Raw genomic sequence first — 21431 nt, 5'->3', positions numbered from 1 at the left:
GGAACAGCGCAGGTGGAGCTAGTCCTTGAAGTCCCAGGAGAGGTTGGAGACCAACCGGCAGGGATCGCACTTGAAGTCGAAGATCTCGTGCAATGGCGCTGCCAGTGCCCACTCGCCGCCGCAGCTCGGACAAGGGCGGGCTTTCTCCTCGGCCGCGCTCAGGCCGCCCACCCGATAGAGATAGTAGTAAGTCGGGATCCCGCAGAGCCCCTCCAGCCGTCTGGCCAGGTCGCTGCCCCGGCGCTGCAGGCGGCTGCCCACCTCGCTGATCTCGTGCAGCACCGCGTGCTCGGCAATGGAGCCGTTCATCTGCAACTGATCGCAGGCCTCCCAATCCTCCTGCCACTTGATGATCTGCTTGTGGTCGCCGTTGGCGATGGCAGGCAGGCGGTAGAGCGGAATGGGGGCGAAATGATCGCCGCAGCGCAAGGGAGAGCACGTGTGCACAAAGCTGGTGTAGAGCAGCATCCAGCTCGGCCGCTCGCCCTCCTGGCTGCAAGGATCCGTGCTGTCGGAGAGCAGATCCATGCCGAGCAGCTGGGGCTTGGGGGCCAGCAGCCCCGCCTGGTGCAGGCCCTGTTCGGCCAGCGCGACCTGCTCGCTCTGGTTGTCCGGGTGAAGACTGTCCTGCTCCGGGCAGACCACCCGAGTGACAAAGCCGCCATCCTGCATGCTGGTGGGAAACTCCCTCCCCAGGATCTGCCCCTGGTAGCGCAGCATGTCGAGGTAGTTGACGATAGCCGGCTCGGCCTCGCCGAGGGAGGTGTCACGGTAGCATTCAAAGTTGAGTTCGAGGATATACATGGGGAGGCATCAATCCTGCTGCTGTTTGAGCAGCAGGGCGGTCAGGCGATCGACCTTCTGCTCGAGGCGATTGAGCTGCTCGCCCAGCTGTTGCAAATCGACGGCCTGGGCCGGGGCGGCAACGGCGGGTGCGCTGGCCGGGGCCGGGTCTGCCGACTGGGGCTGTTGCTTCCACTGGCTCAACACCTTGAGCAGCTCGGCCATGGGCACGGGGTGACTGAGGCGGGCCTTGACCATGGCGGTGGAGGGGGTGATCCCCCTGGCACTCAGTTCGTTGGCTATCTGGATGATCTCTTGGGCTGACATCTTGGCTCCTGCGCTGCTGTCTTGCTGCTTGCGGATGGTGGCACAGAGCTTAATCAAAGCCTGCCCATCAGGAAAGCGGTGCTAAGGGGGGAGGCTTAGTTTGTTGAGGTGGGGAAGCCAGGGGGGTGAGACGTGATTGGGGGCACAGAGTTCACACCCCGGCCCTAGGGAAAGCGGGGGACGCGGGCCGGCTCAGTTTGCCTGGCGCAGCATCACGTCCAGTTGATCGATGGCTTCGGACCAGTCGGAGTCGTTCCAGAGCGCGTCACGCAGGAACGCGGCCTGGGAGGGGCTCCAGAAGCTGGCCTCTGGCAGCAGGGTCTGGTTGTCCAGAGGGTGCTCGCGGATGAAGCGGTGCAGGCTTATCTCGTCATTGGCCAGGCCCAGCTGGGCGAAGAGGGCAGGCATGTCATGGGTCAGCAATTCCATCTCGTGTCTCCTTGAAGGGCGATTGTCGAGAATTATAGCCAGCCGCCACGGCCTTGCCCCCATGGGCTAGGAGGGGAGGCGATGGGGCGGCAGCTCGACCCCGGCGACATGCAGGCCCTGCATGCAGAGCTGGCCCTGGTAATGGCTCTCCCCGTCGCTGGAAAACTCGAACTGGTAATAGGTCAGCAGGCGCAGGGGCTTGTGCCCCAGAGCCCGATGGGTGCGGGCCAGCGACAGCAGTTGCAGATCGTGATGCTGGCAGTAGCGCCGCATATATTGCCAGGCCAGCTCCGCCTGGCGGCGTTGTTGCCAGAAGGCCCAGCCGACGACGCCAAGCAGCAAGATTCCAAGCATTTCTCCCATCAGCGGGTTCCTTCTGTGATGTATGGCCTGGGCCGTGCTTCCTGGGGAAAGCACGGCCGCACCGAGAGTGGTTATACCGAGGCGAACAGTCGGCCTATGGCCTGGCCGAGGGCCTCGCTGCGCTCGGGGTCACGCAGTCTTGCCAGCATATCATTGCGCAGGGCGGGTAGTGTCACCAGCTCGGCAAAGACCTGATTGAAGAACTGGGTGGGCTGCAGGGCGAGCTGCTCCAGAAACAGTCCGAGCAGATCGGGTTTTTTCAGATCGGGCCAGAGACGGCCTGCGATGGCGAGCAGCAGGGCCGGGCTCGGCCGGGTGTGCAGCAGGGTCAGCAGCTTGTTGGTGCGCAGGCTGTTGCCGTTGCAGGAGGCCAGCGCCCGGCACAGGTAGGCCAGGGTCTCGGCATTGGGGTCGGCGCACTCCTGCTCCTTGCCGATGCGCTCGAGCAGGGCACCCTGCAGCGCCGGGGGCAACGGTGCATTTTCCAGACTCTGGCACAGGGCGTAGAGCGGCTCCAGAGAGAGCCTTGGCAGCGCCTTGCACACCAGGGCCAGATTGCGTTCATCCTGCAGCCGCTCCGCCAGATCGGCGAAGCCTTGCAACCCCAGGGCCTGCCACCCCTCTTCCCCCGGCGCCGCCAGGTAGTGGCAGAGGGCCTCGTAGTAGGCGGAAGGCGCCTGCTCCAGCTGGCGGGCCAGCTTGGCATGCAGGCTGGCCATCTTGGCCTCGGCCGGTCGGAAGGTGTAGGGGTTGTCGGCCAGTCGCTGCGCCTTCTCCTCGTCCAGATCGCCGGTGAGCTTGTAGCCCAGGGTCTCGACCACCTGATCCATGAAGTGCTTGGGGCCGCTGGCGATGAGCAGACCATGCTCGTCGAGGGCAAACTTGAGGAACCAGAGGTAGTGCCTGGATTCGGCTGGCTGGAAGAAGTGCACACCGAGCCAGGCATGCTGTTGCAGTGGCCAGGGGTAGGGCTCCTGCTGCTGTTCGATGCGAACGAAGAGATCGCTCGCCAGCGGGCGCACCTGGCGGCCCATGTCGAACAGCTGGAACTGGGTCTCGGCCTGGGTCAGAAATTCGGTCAGGGTATTGATGGCAGACATGAAGGCATCCGGCTGAATGTGATGCGGGCGATTATAAGGAGGCTGCATCAGATAGCCAGTGGTGCAGGTGCGGGCCATGAAAGTGATGGCAGCATGGCAGCCACCCCGGGGGCGGTGTATAGTAGCGCCCCTTTTTGGCATGCGTGTTTGAAGAAGACGGGATCCCTGCCCTCTGGCAGCGGGATGACCGTCGAGACGAGGAAGAGGACGAGATGAATCAATATTTGCTGGTCGCCGGTCTGCTGGGTGAACTCACCGCCGAGTTGCAACGCCTCGAACGCTGGCAAGCCGAGCATCCGGGGGCTGAGGCGCTGGCGAGCGAGCTGCCGTTTTGCGTCGATACCCTGAGCTTCGATCAATGGTTGCAGTTCGTGCTGATCCCGCGCATGGAGCAGCTAGTGCTGCTGCAGGCCCCGCTGCCCACCAGCGTATCCCTCTATCCCATGGCGAGCGAAGCCTACAAGGACGAGCTGGCCGAGGTGGCCGGACTGCTGCGCCTCATCGGTCGTTTCGATCTGCTGCTGACCGGAAAAGTGGTGGAGCAATGATCAATCCCCTGCCTGCCCAGCCACTGGCCGCGGCGTACTTCATTGGCGATACCCGGGTGGTGGCATGAAGCTGACCCTGCTCTATCAGGATGACTGGCTGGTGGCGGTCAACAAGCCGTCGGGCCTGCTGGTGCATCGCAGCTGGCTCGACAAGGCCGAGACCCGTTTCGCCATGCAGATGACCCGGGATCTCATCGGTGGGCGTCATGTCTACCCTGTGCACCGGCTCGACAGGCCCACCTCCGGGGTGTTGCTGTTTGCGCTGGATCCCGCGGTGGCCCGGACTCTGACCGAGGCGTTTGCCGCCCGTCGGGTGCACAAGGAGTACCTGGCCCTGGTGCGGGGCTGGGCCCCCGAACAGGGGCTGATCGACTATCCCCTCAAGGAGCAGCTGGACAAGATAGCCGACGCCATGAGCGACCCCGATCGCCCCGCCCAGGAGGCGGTGACGGCGTTTCGTCGCCTGCACCAGGTCGAGCTGCCCCATGCCGTCTCCAAGAAGCATCCCACCAGTCGCTATAGCCTGGTTCGGCTCTTCCCAAAGACGGGTCGCAAGCATCAGCTGCGTCGTCATCTGGATCACCTGTTCCACCCCATCGTCGGTGACACCACCCATGGTGATGGCCGGCATAATCGCTTCTTTCGCGAGCACTATGGTTGCGAGCGGCTGCTGCTGGTCGCCCACCGCTTGAGCTTCGAACACCCTGTGCTCAAGGTGCCGATGCGGATCCAGGCGCCACTTGGTCCAGAGGTACTGGGCCTGTTCGCCAGGCTGGGGTGGCCCGCCAGCGAGAGCGACTACGGCGCCTGATACCCGTCATCATTTGTGGCCTCTGACCGGGCTGTGGCATGCTGTAGGCCACGTTCGTCAGAGGAACCACTTATGGCTCAACGAGATACCCCGCTAGCAACCCCGAGTACCCAGACCCTGTCCGGGGCCAAGACTCCGGACAGGGTGCCAGAGCCGGGACTTATCCTTCGTTCGAGGAGTCGCTGATGGCCGACATCGATATCCTGGTCGGTAGCGTCTATGGCTCGGCCATGCTGGTGGCCGAGACACTGCGGGATCACCTGCAAGCCCAGGGGCATGTCTGCCAGCTCTTCGACGAAGCAGAGTTGACTGACATAGATGCGTCCCGCTTCTTGCTGATCGTCAGCGCTACCACGGGGCAGGGGGATATTCCTCCCAATCTGCAACCCTTCGCCACGGCCCTGGCCGATCGCGCTCCTTATATGAAGGGATGGCGTTATGCCCTCATTGCCATGGGGGATAGCAGTTATGAACATTTCTGCGGGGCTGGGCGCAGGCTCGATGAACTGTTGCAGGAGTTGGCTGCCGACGCGCTGGTGCCGCGCCTGGAGATAGACGCAACGGTGGAGGATGAACCGGAAGTCGCGGCGCTGGCCTGGTTGAAAACCTGGGAAAATAAGCTGTAACCGGATTGTCAGCGTATTTTAAATTTCGCCCCCGTGAGCTTGCTGACGGGGGCGTGTTATTTTGGGACTCACTTAACCTTCTTTGAAATATATCCCGCACTTTGTCAGGTTATTTTTCCCTCGCCAGATCGGATTTCTCATCCCCATATTCATCAGAACGGCGACACGTCAGAAAATTAAAAGTTCCGCACTGAAAGCGATTTCAATCATGTTTTCGTCACTATTCGATCGATAAAATACTTAATCTTCATCGCAAATTAATATTTGAAAGCGCTTTCTTTGGTGTTGTTTTGCTTTTTTTTGTGTTTTTTGGGTTTTTTATTGCTTGGTTGTGCCTTTTTGATGTCGGTGTTCGTCCTCCATGATGGGGGCGCGCGATTTGTCACCGTTTTGTGAATCAGCTCATGTTTGTCGCGAAATTGGCTACATATAATCGACCCCGGTTATCGCTGAAACGTTTTTCAGTGATAAGAACTTGAATATCAGGATCACACTCCCAGCGGGAATAAGGAAAATGAAAATGAAAGCAAAGTGGCTCCCGATTGCAGCAGCAGTAACCGCTGCCCTGGCTTCCCAAGCCGCCTTCGCCGTTGATTTCCACGGCTACTTCCGTTCAGGTGTTGGTGTTTCCGGTGACGGGGACATGGTTAAATACAACGTCAACAAGGTTGGCCGTCTGGGTAACGAAAATGATACCTACGGCGAAGTGCAACTGGGTCAGGAAGTCTTCAACAAAGATGGCAAGACTTTCTATGTAGACTCCATGTTTGCCATGACCTCCAACGGTTCCAATGACTGGGAAGGCACCGGTACCGTCTGCAACTTCGACGCCAAACAGTGCAACGGCGACTCCGACTTCGCGCTGCGTCAGTTCAACGTTCAAGCCAAGGGTCTGCTGGGCTTCGCGCCGGAAGCCACCCTCTGGGCTGGTAAGCGTTTCTACCAACGTCATGACATCCACATCTCTGACTTCTACTACTGGAACATCTCCGGTGCCGGTGCCGGTATCGAAGGTATCCAAGCTGGTCCTGGCAAGGTCTCCCTCGCCTGGATCCGCAACGACCGCAGCGCGGCCGATGTGTTCGGTCAGTACACCAACACTGGTACTGTCGCCAACCCGGTTTATCAGAAGAATGAAGATCTGAACGTCAACACCCTGGACGCGCGTTATGCCGGTATCCCGCTGTGGCAAGACGGCTCCCTGGAAGTGGGCGCCATGTATGCCCTGGTCAACGAGACCGACGCACAGAAAGAACTGAAAAACGACAACATGAAGAACGGTGTCATGTTGACCGCCGAACTGACCCAGGGTGTGCTGGGCGGCTTCAACAAAACAGTGCTGCAGTACGGCACCGAAGGCTACTCCAAGACCATGGCCTACTACGGTGATGGCTCCTGGTACGGTGCCGAGGCCAAAGACGGTGCCGATGGCTACCGCTTCATCAACTGGGGCGTCATCCCGATGGGCAACTCCTGGGAGATGGGTCACCAGCTGGTCTACGGGGTAGGCAACGAGATGTGGGATACCAACGACAAGACCGAAACCATGTCCGTCGTTGTTCGTCCGATGTACAAGTGGGATGACTTCAACAAGACCATCTTCGAAGGCGGTTACTTCAAGGACAAGACCAGCTACAACAATGGCGCTGCCGATGACAAGGATGCTGGCTACAAGCTGACCCTGGCTCAGGCCTGGTCCGCTGGCTCCAGCTTCTGGGCCCGTCCGGAGATCCGCGTGTTCGCCTCCTATCTGGCGAATGATGAAGACAAAGAAGTGTTCGAAGGCAACACCTCCAAAGACACCTATCAGGTTGGCGTACAAGCAGAAGCCTGGTGGTAAGCAATATCTTCAGTTAAGTTAGTCACTGCCCCCTTATGGGGGCAGTTTTGTTTAGCAGGATTTGGCAACCGGGTTATGGAGATAAGAAGAATGAAACTGGTAAAGATGTCTATCGCGGCCGTGGTTACCGCGCTGTTGGCCGGTTGTTCCGGTAGCATGGTGGTGCCCGTACAGGAACACGCCTCCATCCTGAGTAATGCCGACCAGGCCAAGCAGGCGCTCTCCCAGGCCACCAGTTGCTGCGCAGGGTTCAACGAATTCAATTATGTTTCCTTGCCGGAAGGTGAGACGCTGCTGACCATCGATGGCAAGCAGCCCAGTTATCAATTTGACGAGGGGATGAGCTATCTCGCGGCCTATCGCCTTCCGGTCAATACCGGCAACCTGGCCATCACCCTGGCCTCTCAGGTGAGCAAGACGGTGCTCGTACCCAAGGTAGTCATGCTGGATGCCCAGTTCAAGGTAACCCGTGTGCTGGGTGAATCTGTCTTCACGTATCAACCCGCCCACCTGCTCGACAATGACAGGATTGAAGGCAAGGTGTTCGTGGATCGCAGCATGCCGGGCAACCCGGCGACCGAAACCTACATGGTGGTCTACGCCCCGGCCGACGAGCTGTCCGGCAGCACCACCATACTGCATCCTGCCAAGGCCTTCGCCCGTGCCAATGGAACAGTTGAGCCGGATATCAAGGATCCCGTGATCCCCCATTCTCCTTGGGGTCTGCTACAAATAAAGGTCGTTGACATGGCCAAGGGGCAAGGCCTGGAAGCCGTGTTCAAGCCCGAATATTCGGACAAGGTGGCGATGAGTCAGGCCAAACCGGCTACGACGGCCGTGGCGGCGACCACTGCTGCGGTGGCAGCAACCCCCAGTACACCTGCCCCCGCGATGTTGAGCGAAACAGAGACCTTCTACAGCAGCCAGATCGAGAAGGCGGTCAAGGCCGGGGATATCGACAAGGCGATGCAGCTGGTGAATGAAGCCGAGCGTGCAGGTTCAACCAAGGCGAAATCCGTCTTTATTGATGCGATTAAACGTTCACAAAAGAACTGAATAAGCGGATTTATTCAACGTAATATTTATTGCAGGCCTCCCTTGTTGGAGGCCTTTTTAATCGGTAGACTGGATAATATAAAGCTGCAATGAGTTACACATTGTTACAATTAGTTTCCTTGGGTATTTATTGGTTTTCTTTTGAATTATTGTGAAGTGTTTTTTTTCTTTTTGCGGAAAATCTATAACAATACGAAATAATATTCAAGATAGCCCCCTTCCTGCTTATTTATTATCTTGTGATCTCTCCTCCAAATTTATTATTCCCTTGGCCTCGATGGAGGTATTTCAGACCCTGCTGGGTTATATTCTGTAGGTCAAAATAAACACCCCGGAAAACGCATTCGATGCAGCCATGGATGAAGTACACCGTCATCAATAAACTGCACTGAGTCGTTGTCGGAAAAAATCCATTCAGGAGCGCACACATGTTAAAAAATGCTTTCTCTAATCTGCAAAAGGTCGGTAAGGCGCTGATGCTGCCCGTATCGGTCTTGCCCGTTGCAGGTATTCTGCTGGGGGTGGGCGCCGCTCACTTCAGCTGGTTGCCGGAAATTGTCTCCCAGCTGATGGAGCAGGCCGGTGGTTCAGTGTTTGGCCAGATGGCGCTGCTGTTCGCCGTCGGCGTGGCACTCGGCTTTACCAATAACGACGGCGTATCCGGTCTGTCTGCCATCGTCGGCTACGGTATCATGGTCGCGACCCTGAAGGTCATGGCACCTGTGATGGGGGTCGAGAGCATCGATACCGGTGTGCTGGGGGGTATCCTCGCCGGTGGTGTCGCTGCCTGGGCGTTCAACCGCTTCTACAAGATCCAGCTGCCCGAGTACCTTGGCTTCTTCGCCGGTAAGCGTGCCGTGCCCATCATCACCGGCTTCGTCTCCATCGGCCTGGGTGTTGTGCTCTCCTTCATCTGGCCGCCGATCGGTGGTGCCATCGGTGCCTTCTCCGACTGGGCTGCCAACCAGAACCCGGTACTGGCCTTCGGTATCTACGGCGTGGTTGAGCGCTCCCTGATCCCGTTCGGTCTGCACCACATCTGGAACGTCCCCTTCTTCTATCAGGCGGGTACCTGTGTCAACGCCGCTGGCGAAACCGTACACGGTATCATGACCTGCTTCCTGACTGCTGATGACGCTTCCCGTGCTGCCGGTAACGGCTTCGGTCAACTGGCCGGTGGTTACCTGTTCAAGATGTTCGGTCTGCCTGCTGCTGCGTTTGCCATCGCTCACGCTGCCAAGCCGGAAAACCGCGCCAAGATTGTTGGTATCATGGCCTCCGCTGCCCTGACCTCCTTCCTGACCGGTATCACCGAACCTATCGAATTCTCCTTCCTGTTCGTGGCGCCTGTGCTGTATGCGATTCACGCGCTGCTGGCCGGTCTGGCTTACGTCCTGACCAACATGCTGGGTGTCGTGCACGGTCACACCTTCTCCAACGGCTTCATCGACTTCGTGGTGCAATCACCCCGTGCCGACAACATGCTGCTGCTGGTCGGTCTGGGTCTGGTCTACGCCGTCATCTACTACGTGGTCTTTACCGTGGTGATCCGTGCCATGAACCTGAAAACCCCGGGTCGCGAAGACGAAGCTGCCGAAGAGACCGTTGGTCAAAGCAAAGACGAGATGTCTGCTGCCCTGGTGTCTGCCTTCGGTGGTAAAGAGAACATCGCCTCCCTGGATGCCTGCATCACCCGTCTGCGTGTCGGCGTGAAGGACGTGGCCAAGGTTGACCAGGCTGGTCTGAAGAAGCTGGGCGCCGCCGGTGTGGTGGTTGCTGGCTCCGGTGTACAGGCCATCTTCGGTACCAAGTCCGACAACCTGAAAACCGACATGGACATCTGGATGAAGAGCAACTAATCCTGTTGCCTGAATATCAGAGTTCTTGAAAAGGGAGGCGCAAGCCTCCCTTTTTGCTGGGCGCGTGTCAGCCCGCTGGGCGGGGCCGAGCAGATCCGGGGGGAGTGCGTTGGTATCTCCCTGTGGACCGGCATTAAAAAAGGCGCCTGATGGCGCCTTGTGCTGGGGGGGAAACTGCCTAGAGTTTTTCCAGGTCCCGCTCTATCTCGCTTATCTTGTTCTGCACCACTTTTTCCAGATGGCGCAGGTCACGCAGGATTTTCTGCTTGATGTCCTGATCGATCTCGACGTGTACGCCCTGGGTCAGGTTATCCAGCTCATCCACCACGTACTTGAGGTTGGCGTTGATCTCGGTGACATCCTTGTACTCATGGGTGCCCGAGTCTATCAGCATGGTCTTGCGCTGACGGGGATACTTGAATTTGACGCTCTTGGCGAAGAACTCCCCCTTCTGCTTCTTGAAATAGATCTTGAGGATGTCGTGGTTGGCTTCCTGGCGCAGGGTATAGCTGTCCACTGAGGTGGGTTCCTGGATCCCCAGGCTCTTCAGATTCTCGTACATCGGGCTTCCTCGGTTTGAAACGATCCTGACCCATCTATCTTAACCGAGTCACCATGGCTTGCCTGTGACAGGTGCGCCAAAATCAAAAGGGGCCCAAAAGGCCCCTTTTACCATGATGGCTGGTCGATCACTCGTCGATGGAACGCAGCAGGGCGTTGATGCCGACCTTGGCACGGGTCTTGGCATCCACCTTTTTGACAATGACGGCGGCATACAGACTGTACTTGCCGCACTTGGAGGGCAGGGAGCCGGAGACCACCACTGAACCGGCTGGCACGCGACCATAGTGGATTTCGCCGGTTTCGCGGTCATAGATGCGAGTGGACTGGCCGATGAAGACGCCCATGGAGATGACGGAACCTTCCTCGACGATCACCCCTTCAACCACTTCTGAACGGGCACCGATAAAGCAGTTGTCCTCGATGATGGTCGGGTTGGCCTGCAGCGGCTCCAGTACGCCACCTATGCCGACGCCGCCGGAGAGGTGCACGTTCTTGCCGATCTGGGCGCAGGAGCCCACGGTGGCCCAGGTATCGACCATGGTGCCTTCATCGACGAAGGCACCGATGTTGACATAGGAGGGCATCAGCACGGTATTGGGGGCGATGAAGGAGCCCTTGCGAGCGGTAGCCGGCGGCACCACACGCACGCCCGCCGCCTTGAACTGCTCGGCGCTGTAGTCGGAGAACTTGAGGGGAACCTTGTCGTAGTACTGGGCGTCGTCGCCCTTGATGATGCCGTTGTCATTGATGCGGAAGTAGAGCAGCACGGCCTTCTTCAGCCACTGGTGGACGACCCACTCACCGGCAATCTTCTCGGCAACCCGCGCCTTGCCGGAGTCCAGCAAGTCGATGGCCTCCAGGATGGCGGCCTTGGTGGCGGCATCGACGGAGCCGGGGGTGATGGAATCACGGCGCTCGAAGGCCGCTTCGATGGTCTGTTGCAACTGGGTCATGACAGGTTTCCTTTAAAAAATTCTGTTTGTTGTATCACACTTTTCCAATCGTTTTTAAGGGCTCTGGCCGATTTCTTCAAAAGAAAGGCGATTTATTATACTTAAGTGGCCCAACCACTTGTTCTGATTGATAAATCAGAACGATAAACGGCGTCTTGTGAAGCCTTTCCAGAGTATTATCGCCCCTCCTCGTCCCCCTGCTCCTGCGGGTTGAGCTGATTGACCAGCCGCTCCTCCAGCGCCTGCTGCTCGGCCTGATTCAGCGGCTCGCCCGCCAGGGTGGTGAGGCTGAAGAAGTCTTCCACCCGCTCGCCTATGGTGGTGATCTTGGCGGCATGCAATTCGATGCCGCACTGCTGGAAGACGGCACCAATGCGGGCCAGCAGACCCGGGGTATCCAGGGCGGTCAGCTCCAGCAGTGTGTGGCGACCCTCCCCCTTGTGGGGCAAGAAGACCACTCGGGTTGGCACGCTGAACTGGCGGTGGCGCCGTGACAGGGGCTTGTTGCGCAGCACCAGCTTGCCCGGCTCCTGCAGCGCCTTCTCCAGCGCTTTCTTGATGGTGGCGGTGCGGTTGGGGCTGATGGGTTCGCCATTGGGTTCGAGCACGATGAAGGTATCCAGCACATAGTCGCTGCGCGAATTCATGATCTGGGCGTCGTGGATATTGAGGTTCTTTTGATCCAGCGCCGAGGCCACGGTGGCGAACAGATTCGGGGTGTCGCGGCAATAGATGAACACCTCGCTGCCACCCCGGATGGGGTGCTTGCCGATCAGCACCAGGGGGGCCGGATTGTCGCCGTGCGCGATGATCTTGCGGCAATGCCAGGCGATCTGCTCCGGGCTGTGGCGCAGGAAATAGTCGGCCTTGAAGTCGTTCCAGAGGGCGTTGACGGCCTCCTCTGGCACCTCTCGCTGGGCCAGAATCTGTCTGGCCTGACGCTGGTTCTCGCGGATCTTGAGGCGCATATCCGGCGGGTTTTCCAACCCCTGGCGCAGCGCCTTCTGGGTGGCGAAGTAGAGCTCCCGCAGCAGGGTGCCCTTCCAGTCGTTCCACAGGGTGTCGTTGGTGGCGCAGATATCGGCCACGGTCAGGCAATAGAGCAGATCCAGGTGCAGTTCGTCGCGCACCTTGTGAGCAAAGTCGGTGACCACTTCGGGATCGTAGATGTCGCGGCGCTGGGCGGTGACCGACATCAGCAGATGGTGGCGCACCAGCCATGCCACCAGGCGGCTCTCGTAGCGATCCAGCCCGTGCAACTGGCAGAACTCCAGCGCATCGACGGCGCCGAGCTCCGAGTGATCCCCCCGCCGTCCCTTGGCGATGTCGTGGAACAGGGCGGCGATGCTGAGCAGCTCGGGCTTGCGCAACTGGGTGAACACCTCGTGGCAGAGCGGGTGGGTCTGGCGGCTGGCTGTATTGGGGAAACGATGGATGTTCTGGAGCAGGCGATGGGTGTGCTCGTCCACCGTGTAGGCGTGAAACATGTCGAACTGCATCTGGCCGACGATGAGGTTCCACTGGGGCAGATAGGCCGCGAGGATCCCGTACTTGTGCATCAGGGTGAGGGGCTGGCCGATGCCGTTGGGGTGGCGCAGCAGCGCCATGAACAGGCGACGGCACTCCGGCAGGTCCTGTAGCCAGCAACTCAGGGTGCGTCTGGCCTCCCGCAGCTGGCGCAGGGTGGCGGAGTGGATGCCGGCGATGTCCGGGTGCTGGGCTATCTGGTAGAAGAGCCGCAGTATGGCGGCGGGGTCGCGGCCAAACAGCTCGGAGTCCACCGCATCGATGAGGCGACCACGGAGCTGGAACTCGTCGCTGATGCGGCGCACATCCATGGCGGTGTTGCCAAGGATCGCCTCGTCAAACAACTGCAGCAGCATCTCGTTGAGCTCGGCCACCCGCCGTACCGTCTGATAGAAGCGTTTCATCATCTGCTCGACCGGGCCGTTGCCTTCCCCCTCAAAGCCCAGCATCTGGGCCACGGTGCGCTGGCGATCGAACAAGAGGCGGTTGTCCCCCTTGTTGATGGCCATGTGCAGGGCGAAGCGCACCTTCCACAGGAAGTTCTGGCAGTCGAGCAGTTCGCGATACTCGGCCCGGTTGAGAAAACCGTGGCTGGTCATCTCGAACAGGGTGGTGGCCCCGAAGTGACGGCGGGCGACCCAGGCCAGGGTCTGGATGTCGCGAAGTCCGCCGGGATTGTTCTTGAGATCCGGCTCCAACTTGTAGGCGGTGCCGAGAAACTGCTGGTGGCGCAAGCTCTGCTCCTCGCGCTTGGCGCGAAAGAAGGCCTCGCTCGGCCAGAAGTGCTGGGGCTGGGTGGCGGCCTGCAACTGCTCGAACCCCGCCATGCGCCCGGTGATGTAGCGCGCCTCGATAAGGTTGGTGGCCACCGTGATATCGCCGCGCCCTTGCTCGATGCACTCGCTCACGTTGCGCACCGATTGCCCGACCTCCAGCTTGAGATCCCACAGCAAGGCGATGAACTCGCCGATGCGCAGCCCCAGCACCTCGTCCAGCTCGTCCCCTTCGTAGAGGATCAGCAGGTCGATGTCGGAGTGGGGGTGCAGTTCGCCGCGGCCATAGCCGCCCACCGCGATCAGGGTCAGGCTGGTCTTGTCGAAGCCGAACTTGTGCCAGAGCCTCGTCAGCAGCGCGTCCATGTACTCTGAGCGGGTGGCCACCAGTTCGATGATGTTGTCACCGGCATCGAAGCGCTCGTGCAGCCAGACAAGGAATCGGCTCAGATACTCCTTGCAGTTGTCACGGGTGAGCTGGTCATCGGGTAACAGGTGGGGGGAAAGCAGACTGGCATCCATGGCATCTCACACACAAGTAGCAGGCAAACGGCTGGAACGGGCAGTAAAAACCCCGGCGCTGTTGAGGTCAGGGCCGGGGTTCGATGTTAGCTGTGTTTGATGACGCGGTCGATAGTGTCATCGGGGCGCAGGGTGAGTACCTCGCAGCCATCCTCGGTGACCAGCAGGGTGTGTTCCCACTGGGCGGAGTCGCCGCCGTCCTTGGTGGTAACAGTCCAGCCATCCTTGGGATTGACCTTGCAGTGATACTTTTTGCTGTTGACCATGGGCTCGATGGTGAAGCACATGCCCGGTTTCAGCTCCAGCTTGCCGCCGTTGCGGTAGTGCAGGATCTGCGGCTCTTCGTGGAACTCGGCCCCGATGCCGTGTCCGCAGTAGTCACGTACCACGGAGAAACCGGCCTGCTCGACGATGGGCTGGATCACGGCACCAATTTCGGTGATGCACATGCCGGGACGCACGCGCTGGATGGCGGCGTACAGGCTCTCCTGGGCCACCTTGCACAGCTGGCGACGCAGGGGTGTGGTCTGGCCCACGATGAACATGGCGGAGGTGTCGCCGTGGTAGCCATCCTTGATGACGGTGATGTCCAGGTTGATGATGTCCCCTTCCCGCAGCTTCTTGTGATTGGGGATACCGTGGCAGATCACATCATTGACCGAGGTGCAGATGGACTTGGGGAAGCCGTGATAGTTGAGCGGGGCGGGAATGGCTTGCTGCACCTCGACGATATGGTTGTGGCACAGGGTGTTCAGCTCGTCTGTGGTGACGCCAGCCTTGACGTGCGGGGCGATCATGACCAGCACATCGGCGGCCAGCTGGCCGGCGATGCGCATCTTTTCAATCTCTTCCGGTGTCTTGATTTTAATGGACATGGGATCTCTCTTGGGGCCCGACTGCGCATCCTGCCGATGCCCAACAATCAGGTAATGAAAAATAGATGCGTTTGCAATCAGGGCAAAATTTTATCCCCAACCCCCGTTTACTTCCAGTGTGATCGTCATCGCAACGTCATCCAGCGGTCGCAGCACCTACCGGGATCCATTTTTAGCGGTCCATCCGGTGGTGTCCTGACCAAAGTTATGGTATAAAGCGCGCCGGAATGGGGAACTTGTGTCCCTTTCCATCACCCTTACTCAATAACACACACACATCGACACCTGTACCGGGGTGCCCCTTTGGGGTCGGTTACATGGGATGTGTGGAGGCCTAACCCCAATACAGAGGTATAAAATGGCTAAAGTTTCTATGCGCGACATGCTGCAAGCCGGCGTTCACTTCGGTCACCAGACTCGTTACTGGAACCCGAAAATGAAGTCCTACATCTTCGGCGCCCGCAGCAAGGTTCACATCATCAACTTGGAAAAAACCGTTCCGATGTTTGACGATGCCATGAACTTCATCAGCTCCGTAGCTGCCAAGAAGGGCAAGGTCCTGTTTGTTGGTACCAAGCGTGCCGCGTCTGAAGCCGTAAAAGAAGCCGCTGAGCGTTGCGACCAGTTCTATGTTAACCACCGCTGGCTGGGCGGCATGCTGACCAACTGGAAAACCGTTCGTCAGTCCATCAAGCGCCTGAAAGATCTGGAAACCCAGAGCCAAGACGGTACCTTCGACAAGCTGACCAAGAAAGAGGCGCTGATGCGTACTCGTGAAATGGACAAGCTGGAGAAGAGCCTGGGTGGTATCAAGAACATGGGCGGCCTGCCTGACGTTCTGTTCGTTGTCGATGCCGACCACGAGCACATCGCTATCAAAGAAGCCAATAACCTGGGTATCCCGGTAGTTTCCATCGTTGATACCAACTCCAACCCGGACGGCGTTGACTATGTCATCCCGGGTAACGACGATGCTATCCGTGCCGTACAGCTGTACCTGAATGCTGCTGCTGACACCGTACTGGAAGCTCGCGCTCAGGACATCGTTGTTCAAGCCGAACAAGATGGCTTCGTTGAAGCTGAGTAATTGATAAGGACTGTAAAGCCCTTATTAACCAAGCTGATGTAATTGGTTAGCAGGGGCCCTTGTGGCCCCTGTTTCTTGTCAATTCAAGACCGAGGATACTGGACATGGCTAACGTTACTGCCGCCCTGGTAAAAGAACTGCGCGAGCGCACCGCCGCTGGCATGATGGATTGCAAAAAAGCACTGGAAGAAGCCGCTGGTGACATCGAGCTGGCAATCGAGAACATGCGCAAATCCGGTCAGGCCAAGGCCGCCAAGAAAGCGGGCCGTATCGCCGCTGAAGGCGTGATCTTCGCCCGTACCGAAGGCAACATTGCCGCCATGATCGAGCTGAACAGCGAAACCGACTTCGTTGCCAAAGATGCCAGCTTCATGGCCATGGGCCAGAAGATTGCCGACATCGCCGCGACCCAGAAAATTGCTGACATCGACGCCCTGAAGGCCGCCGATTTCGGTAACGGTGAGTCCGTTGAGCTGACCATCACCAACCTGATCGCCAAGATCGGTGAGAACATGAACCTGCGTCGCGTGATGCTGGTTGAAGGTGACAACCTGGGTACCTACGTACACGGTTCCCGTATCGGTGTTATCACCAAGCTGACCGGCGGTACTGCCGACTTGGCCAAAGATCTGGCCATGCACGTTGCTGCCAACAGCCCGCAGTTCGTCAAGCCTGAAGACGTGTCTGCCGAAGTCGTTGCCAAAGAGCGCGAAATCCAGATCGACATCGCCATCAACTCCGGCAAGCCGAAAGACATCGCCGAGAAGATGGTTGAAGGCCGCATGAAGAAGTTCACCGGTGAGGTTTCCCTGACTGGTCAACCCTTCGTGAAAGATCCTTCCATGACCGTTGCCGAGCTGCTGAAGAAAGAAGGCGCTGACGTTGTCTCCTTCACCCGTTTCGAAGTGGGCGAAGGCATCGAGAAGCAAGAGACCGATTTCGCGGCTGAAGTTGCAGCCCAGATCGCGGCCGCTCAGAAGGCCTAATCGAACCGGTTTTTCCGTTTCCCCAGACCGCGACTTATGTCGCGGTCTTTATATGACCAGGAATCAGTGACATGAGTACCAATCCCAAGCCTGCATACAGACGTGTTCTTCTGAAGTTGAGTGGTGAAGCCCTGCAAGGATCCGAGGGTTTTGGCATTGATCCGGCGGTGCTGGAGCGGATGGCCCAAGAGATCAAAGAGCTGGTTGAGCTGGGTGTTCAGGTCGGTCTGGTCATCGGCGGCGGCAACCTGTTCCGTGGCGCCGGTCTTGCCAAGGCGGGCATGAACCGCGTGGTGGGTGACCACATGGGCATGCTGGCGACCGTCATGAACGGCTTGGCCATGCGTGATGCCCTGCATCGTGCTTATGTGAATGCCCGTCTGATGTCTGCCATCTCTCTGCAGGGTGTCTGCGATTCTTACAGCTGGGCCGAGGCCATCAGCCAGCTGCGTGCCGGCAAGGTGGTGATCTTCTCCGCCGGTACCGGCAACCCCTTCTTCACCACCGACTCCGCAGCCTGCCTGCGCGGCATCGAGATCGAAGCCGACGTGGTGCTCAAGGCGACCAAGGTCGATGGTGTGTTCACCGATGATCCTGTCAAGAACCCGGATGCAGTGCTCTATCAAGAACTGAGTTATGATGAAGTCCTTGAAAAAGAACTCAAAGTGATGGATCTTGCTGCTTTTACCCTGGCCCGCGACCACGATCTGCCGATCCGGGTGTTCAACATGAACAAACCAGGCGCCTTGCGTCGGGTCATCATGGGTGAGCCGGAAGGTACCCTGATCCACCACGTCAGCAAGTGAGACAAGCCTGAGCCGCCTGGCGCGCTTGTCCATTACGCCAGTAAACAAGATAGATACGGGCCGCATGTCGGCTCGTTCGCCAAAAGGAAAACACTGTGATCAACGAGATTAAAAACGACGCCAAGGACCGCATGGCCAAGAGCGTAGACTCGCTCAAGACCCAGATGTCCAAGATCCGTACCGGCCGTGCTCACCCGAGCCTGCTCGACGGTATCCAGGTGGAGTATTACGGTGCCGCCACTCCTCTGAAACAGTTGGCTAACGTAGTGGCAGAAGATGCCCGCACCCTGTCCATCTCCATCTTCGATCGCTCCATGATCCAGGCGGTGGAAAAAGCCATCCTGACCTCCGATCTGGGCCTGAACCCGTCCAGCAATGGCCAGACCCTGCGTGTGCCGCTGCCCCCGCTGACCGAAGAGCGTCGCCGTGATCTGACCAAGATCGTCCGTGCCGAGGCCGAAGGTGCCCGGGTTGCCGTGCGCAACATCCGTCGCGATGCCAACGCCGACCTGAAGGCACTGCTGAAGGACAAGGAGATCTCCGAGGACGACGATCGTCGTGCCCAGGAAGAGATCCAGAAACTGACCGACGCCTTCGTCAAGCTGGTGGATGAAGCCCTGGCCGCGAAGGAAAAGGAGCTAATGGAAATCTAAGCCTCTGACAGGTATATTACGAGCGCCGTGTAGTGCCCCTGCACGGCGCTTTTGTCTTTGTGGGAGAAATGAATGTCGCTTTTGGCAGCGCTAGGCGATAGCGCCAGCTCGTCCTTACCTCGTCACGTCGCCATCATCATGGATGGCAATGGTCGCTGGGCTCAGAACCGTGGCAAGATGCGGGTCTCTGGCCACAAGGCGGGCGTGAAATCCGTGCGTGAGGCCGTGGCCTTTGCCGCCCGTGCCAAGATGGAGGCGCTGACCCTGTTCGCGTTCTCCAGTGAGAACTGGCGCCGCCCGGAAGGGGAGGTCAATGCCCTGATGGAGCTGTTCATGACGGTGCTTGGCCGCGAGGTGAACAAGTTGCACAGCAATGGCATCCGGCTCAAGGTGATAGGCGATACCGCCCGTTTCAGTGAACGGCTTCAGGCCAAGATCGCCAAGGCCGAGGCACTGACCGCTGGCAACCAGGGATTGACCCTCAATATTGCCGCCAACTATGGCGGTCAGTGGGACATAGCCCAGGCTGCCCGCAAGCTGGCTCGCGCCGTGGCCGCGGGCGAGCTGGATGCAGAGGCGGTCGATGAGGAGGCACTGGCACGTCAGGTCTGTATGGCCGACCTGCCTCCGGTGGATCTGCTGATCCGCACCGGTGGCGATCATCGCATCAGCAATTTTGTGTTATGGCAGCTTGCTTATGCCGAGCTCTATTTTACCCCGGTCTTGTGGCCCGACTTTGACGAGGCCGAGTTCAGCGGGGCAGTTGCCTCCTTCGTTTCTCGCGAGCGTCGCTTCGGGTGTACGGGTGAACAGATACGGGAATTGATCGCCGCGCAACAGACCGGCTAAACCCCGCTCCCAAGAGAGAGGTTTCTTTTGCTAAAACAACGAATTATTACCGCATTACTGTTAGTACCCCTGGTGTTGGGGGCACTGTTTTTCCTGCCATTGAAATTCTTTGCCCTGCTCGCTGCCCTGGTCTTTCTGCTGGCCAGCCGTGAGTGGAGCGCCTTCGTCTCTGCCCAGCCGCAACAATGGTTGCCGCTGGTGTTTTGCCTGTTGCTCGGTGCCAGCCTGTTCTGGGTGCCGGTAGAGCAACTCTGGATCCCTCAGCTGCATCCGCTGGTGATGGGCGTGCTCTGGACCGCCATCAGCTGGTGGCTACTCGGACTGCTGCTGGTGCTGCGTTACCCCAGAAGCGCCAGGTTGTGGAAAGAGTCCGTCTGGCTCAAGTCCCTGTTCGGTCTGGTGACCCTGGTGCCCTTCTTCTGGTCACTGGTGGCCATCCGTGGGTACAACTTCTATCACGACCCCATGATGGGGGCCTGGATCCTGCTGTTCGTGATGGGCCTGGTCTGGGCGGCAGATTCTGGCGCGTATTTTTTCGGCAAGGCGTTCGGCAAGCACAAGCTGGCCCCGGCCGTCAGCCCGGGTAAAACCATAGAGGGCATGCTGGGCGGCCTCTTTACCGCCAGCGTGCTGGCCATAGGCGTGACTTGGTTCATGGGCTTCGTGCCGGCCAAGATGGGGGTCGTGCTGCTCTGCTCCCTGCTGGCGGTGCTGGCGTCCGTACTCGGTGATTTGGCCGAAAGCATGTTCAAGCGGGAGGCCGGCATCAAGGATTCCGGTACCCTACTGCCGGGCCACGGCGGCATCCTCGATCGCATCGACAGCCTGACGGCGGCCCTGCCCGTCTTCCTGCTCAGCTATCTGCTACTCGGTCAGGAGTTCTGATGCGCAATCTGGTCATTCTGGGGGCCTCAGGCTCCATCGGTCAGAGCACCCTCAAGGTGCTGCGGCAGAATCCGGGACGCTGGCAGGTGCTGGCGCTGACCGCGGCTCGCAGCGTGGACGCCATGGTGCGGGATTGTCTCGAATTCTCCCCCCGTTTCGCCGTCATGGTGGATGAGAAGGCCGCCAGCGATCTGGCCGGTCGACTCAAGACCCACGGCTGTGCCACTCAGGTGCTCTGTGGTCAGGCTGCCCTGTGCGAAGTGGCCGCTCACCCTGACGCCCACAGCGTGATGGCGTCTATCGTCGGTGCGGCGGGTCTGGCACCCACCATGGCTGCCGTGCGTGCAGGCAAGCGGATCCTGCTGGCCAACAAGGAGGCCCTGGTGATGTCCGGCGCCTTCTTCATGGAGGCGGTGCGCCACCATGGCGCCGAGCTGCTGCCCATCGACAGCGAACACAATGCGATCTTCCAGTGCCTGCCCGAGGCTATTCAGCGCGAGCCTGGTTTCTGCGATCTGGCAGGGGCGGGCATCAGCAAGATACTGCTGACCGGCTCAGGCGGCCCCTTCCGCTATACCGACATCGACGAGCTGGCCAGGGTTACACCAGCTCAGGCGGTGGCGCACCCCAACTGGTCCATGGGGGCCAAGATATCGGTGGACTCTGCCACCATGATCAACAAGGGGCTGGAATACATAGAGGCGCGCTGGCTGTTCAACGCCCTCCCGGAGCAGATCCAGGTGGTGATCCACCCCCAGTCGGTGATCCATTCCATGGTGCAGTACAAGGACGGCTCAGTGCTGGCCCAGCTCGGCAACCCGGACATGTGTACCCCCATCGCCCACGCCCTGGCCTACCCGGCCAGGATTGAGTCTGGTGTGGAACCTTTGGATTTCTTCAGTGTCGGAGAGTTCAGCTTTATCCGTCCCGACTACGCCCGTTATCCCAACCTGGCACTTGCCATGGCGGCCTGCCAGCAAGGGCAGGCGGCGACCACCTCTCTCAATGCCGCCAACGAGGAGGCCGTCGCGGCTTTTCTTGCAGAGCGCATTGGATTTATGGATATTGCCAGAGTCAACGAATCCATCATGACGACACTGGGCACCAGTGCCGCAGGTTCGCTGGAGGATCTGATTGCGCTGGATGGCAGGGCCCGTGCCCATGCCCAGCAACTGATAGAGGAACTTGCTCGATGAACGGACTGTGGTG

General features: G+C 59.2%; 22 protein-coding genes. 13 read left to right on the top strand and 9 right to left on the bottom strand.

All coding sequences use genetic code 11. The annotated features are described in order from the left end of the window. Window positions 1-18: 18 nt before the first annotated feature. The 5 genes from BN1127_RS11400 to BN1127_RS11380 form a co-directional block, all read right to left on the bottom strand. Window positions 19-804, bottom strand: a complete 786-nt coding sequence (locus tag BN1127_RS11400; RefSeq protein ID WP_042649536.1) for a Zn-ribbon-containing protein — start codon at window positions 802-804, stop codon at window positions 19-21. Between the two features lie 9 nt (window positions 805-813). Continuing rightward, on the bottom strand, window positions 814-1110 hold the full coding sequence (locus BN1127_RS11395; RefSeq protein WP_041207059.1) for a hypothetical protein: 297 nt from the start codon (window positions 1108-1110) through the stop codon (window positions 814-816). 192 nt (window positions 1111-1302) lie between these two features. Beyond that, complete coding sequence (locus tag BN1127_RS11390) at window positions 1303-1539, bottom strand: DUF2789 domain-containing protein (protein ID WP_042649535.1); 237 nt, start codon at window positions 1537-1539, stop codon at window positions 1303-1305. 66 nt (window positions 1540-1605) lie between these two features. Further along, window positions 1606-1902 (bottom strand): DUF3301 domain-containing protein, encoded by a 297-nt coding sequence (locus BN1127_RS11385; RefSeq protein ID WP_041206263.1) that lies wholly within the window; start codon window positions 1900-1902, stop codon window positions 1606-1608. A gap of 71 nt (window positions 1903-1973) precedes the next feature. Then, window positions 1974-3002: a DUF3549 family protein gene (locus tag BN1127_RS11380; RefSeq protein ID WP_042649560.1), complete on the bottom strand. Its 1029-nt coding sequence runs from the start codon at window positions 3000-3002 to the stop codon at window positions 1974-1976. Between the two features lie 212 nt (window positions 3003-3214). Between BN1127_RS11380 and BN1127_RS11375 the strand changes: the two genes are divergently transcribed. The 6 genes from BN1127_RS11375 to ptsG all read left to right on the top strand — a co-directional run bounded on the left by BN1127_RS11375 (window position 3215) and on the right by ptsG (window position 9742). Beyond that, window positions 3215-3550 (top strand): YqcC family protein, encoded by a 336-nt coding sequence (locus tag BN1127_RS11375; RefSeq protein ID WP_025327927.1) that lies wholly within the window; start codon window positions 3215-3217, stop codon window positions 3548-3550. 64 nt (window positions 3551-3614) lie between these two features. Next, window positions 3615-4361, top strand: a complete 747-nt coding sequence (truC, locus tag BN1127_RS11370) for a tRNA pseudouridine(65) synthase TruC (RefSeq protein ID WP_041206262.1) — start codon at window positions 3615-3617, stop codon at window positions 4359-4361. A 185-nt stretch (window positions 4362-4546) separates the two neighbouring features. Further along, window positions 4547-4987: a flavodoxin gene (locus BN1127_RS11365; protein ID WP_042649534.1), complete on the top strand. Its 441-nt coding sequence runs from the start codon at window positions 4547-4549 to the stop codon at window positions 4985-4987. 520 nt (window positions 4988-5507) lie between these two features. Next, complete coding sequence (locus BN1127_RS11360) at window positions 5508-6827, top strand: maltoporin (protein WP_042649533.1); 1320 nt, start codon at window positions 5508-5510, stop codon at window positions 6825-6827. Between the two features lie 90 nt (window positions 6828-6917). After that, window positions 6918-7883: a MalM family protein gene (locus BN1127_RS11355; protein WP_042649532.1), complete on the top strand. Its 966-nt coding sequence runs from the start codon at window positions 6918-6920 to the stop codon at window positions 7881-7883. A 428-nt stretch (window positions 7884-8311) separates the two neighbouring features. Continuing rightward, window positions 8312-9742, top strand: a complete 1431-nt coding sequence (gene ptsG, locus BN1127_RS11350) for a PTS glucose transporter subunit IIBC (protein WP_042649531.1) — start codon at window positions 8312-8314, stop codon at window positions 9740-9742. Window positions 9743-9920: 178 nt separating this feature from the next. Here the strand turns inward: ptsG and BN1127_RS11345 are convergent, their stop codons facing one another. The 4 genes from BN1127_RS11345 to map form a co-directional block, all read right to left on the bottom strand. After that, window positions 9921-10304, bottom strand: a complete 384-nt coding sequence (locus tag BN1127_RS11345; RefSeq protein ID WP_005330793.1) for a DUF3461 family protein — start codon at window positions 10302-10304, stop codon at window positions 9921-9923. A 127-nt stretch (window positions 10305-10431) separates the two neighbouring features. Continuing rightward, window positions 10432-11259 (bottom strand): 2,3,4,5-tetrahydropyridine-2,6-dicarboxylate N-succinyltransferase, encoded by an 828-nt coding sequence (dapD, locus tag BN1127_RS11340; RefSeq protein WP_025327920.1) that lies wholly within the window; start codon window positions 11257-11259, stop codon window positions 10432-10434. 176 nt (window positions 11260-11435) lie between these two features. Further along, window positions 11436-14081: a bifunctional uridylyltransferase/uridylyl-removing protein GlnD gene (gene glnD, locus BN1127_RS11335; RefSeq protein ID WP_042649530.1), complete on the bottom strand. Its 2646-nt coding sequence runs from the start codon at window positions 14079-14081 to the stop codon at window positions 11436-11438. An 86-nt stretch (window positions 14082-14167) separates the two neighbouring features. After that, window positions 14168-14956, bottom strand: a complete 789-nt coding sequence (gene map / locus BN1127_RS11330; protein WP_005330799.1) for a type I methionyl aminopeptidase — start codon at window positions 14954-14956, stop codon at window positions 14168-14170. A 358-nt stretch (window positions 14957-15314) separates the two neighbouring features. Between map and rpsB the strand changes: the two genes are divergently transcribed. The 7 genes from rpsB to ispC all read left to right on the top strand — a co-directional run bounded on the left by rpsB (window position 15315) and on the right by ispC (window position 21418). Beyond that, window positions 15315-16043 carry a 30S ribosomal protein S2 gene (gene rpsB, locus BN1127_RS11325; protein WP_025327917.1) on the top strand — a complete coding sequence of 243 codons (729 nt, stop codon included), beginning with the start codon at window positions 15315-15317 and terminating at the stop codon, window positions 16041-16043. Between the two features lie 104 nt (window positions 16044-16147). Continuing rightward, window positions 16148-17029, top strand: a complete 882-nt coding sequence (tsf, locus tag BN1127_RS11320) for a translation elongation factor Ts (protein ID WP_005330802.1) — start codon at window positions 16148-16150, stop codon at window positions 17027-17029. 71 nt (window positions 17030-17100) lie between these two features. Beyond that, window positions 17101-17835, top strand: coding sequence for a UMP kinase (pyrH, locus tag BN1127_RS11315; RefSeq protein WP_025327915.1), 735 nt, complete (start codon window positions 17101-17103; stop codon window positions 17833-17835). A gap of 95 nt (window positions 17836-17930) precedes the next feature. Further along, window positions 17931-18488, top strand: coding sequence for a ribosome recycling factor (frr, locus tag BN1127_RS11310; RefSeq protein ID WP_005330806.1), 558 nt, complete (start codon window positions 17931-17933; stop codon window positions 18486-18488). Between the two features lie 72 nt (window positions 18489-18560). After that, the gene (gene uppS, locus BN1127_RS11305) at window positions 18561-19337 is read left to right on the top strand and encodes a polyprenyl diphosphate synthase (protein ID WP_042649529.1); all 777 of its coding nucleotides are present in this window, start codon (window positions 18561-18563) and stop codon (window positions 19335-19337) included. A 27-nt stretch (window positions 19338-19364) separates the two neighbouring features. Beyond that, window positions 19365-20222 carry a phosphatidate cytidylyltransferase gene (locus tag BN1127_RS11300; RefSeq protein ID WP_042649528.1) on the top strand — a complete coding sequence of 286 codons (858 nt, stop codon included), beginning with the start codon at window positions 19365-19367 and terminating at the stop codon, window positions 20220-20222. Then, window positions 20222-21418, top strand: a complete 1197-nt coding sequence (gene ispC / locus BN1127_RS11295; protein ID WP_042649527.1) for a 1-deoxy-D-xylulose-5-phosphate reductoisomerase — start codon at window positions 20222-20224, stop codon at window positions 21416-21418. The genes BN1127_RS11300 and ispC overlap by 1 nt, the downstream gene beginning before the upstream one ends. The last annotated feature ends 13 nt before the right edge of the window (window positions 21419-21431 follow it).

This window comes from Aeromonas media, assembly GCF_000819985.1.
GTDB classification, from domain to species: Bacteria; Pseudomonadota; Gammaproteobacteria; order Enterobacterales; family Aeromonadaceae; genus Aeromonas; species Aeromonas media.
Note: the sequence above shows the minus strand (reverse complement) of the source record. Positions and strands in the feature narration are given on the sequence as shown.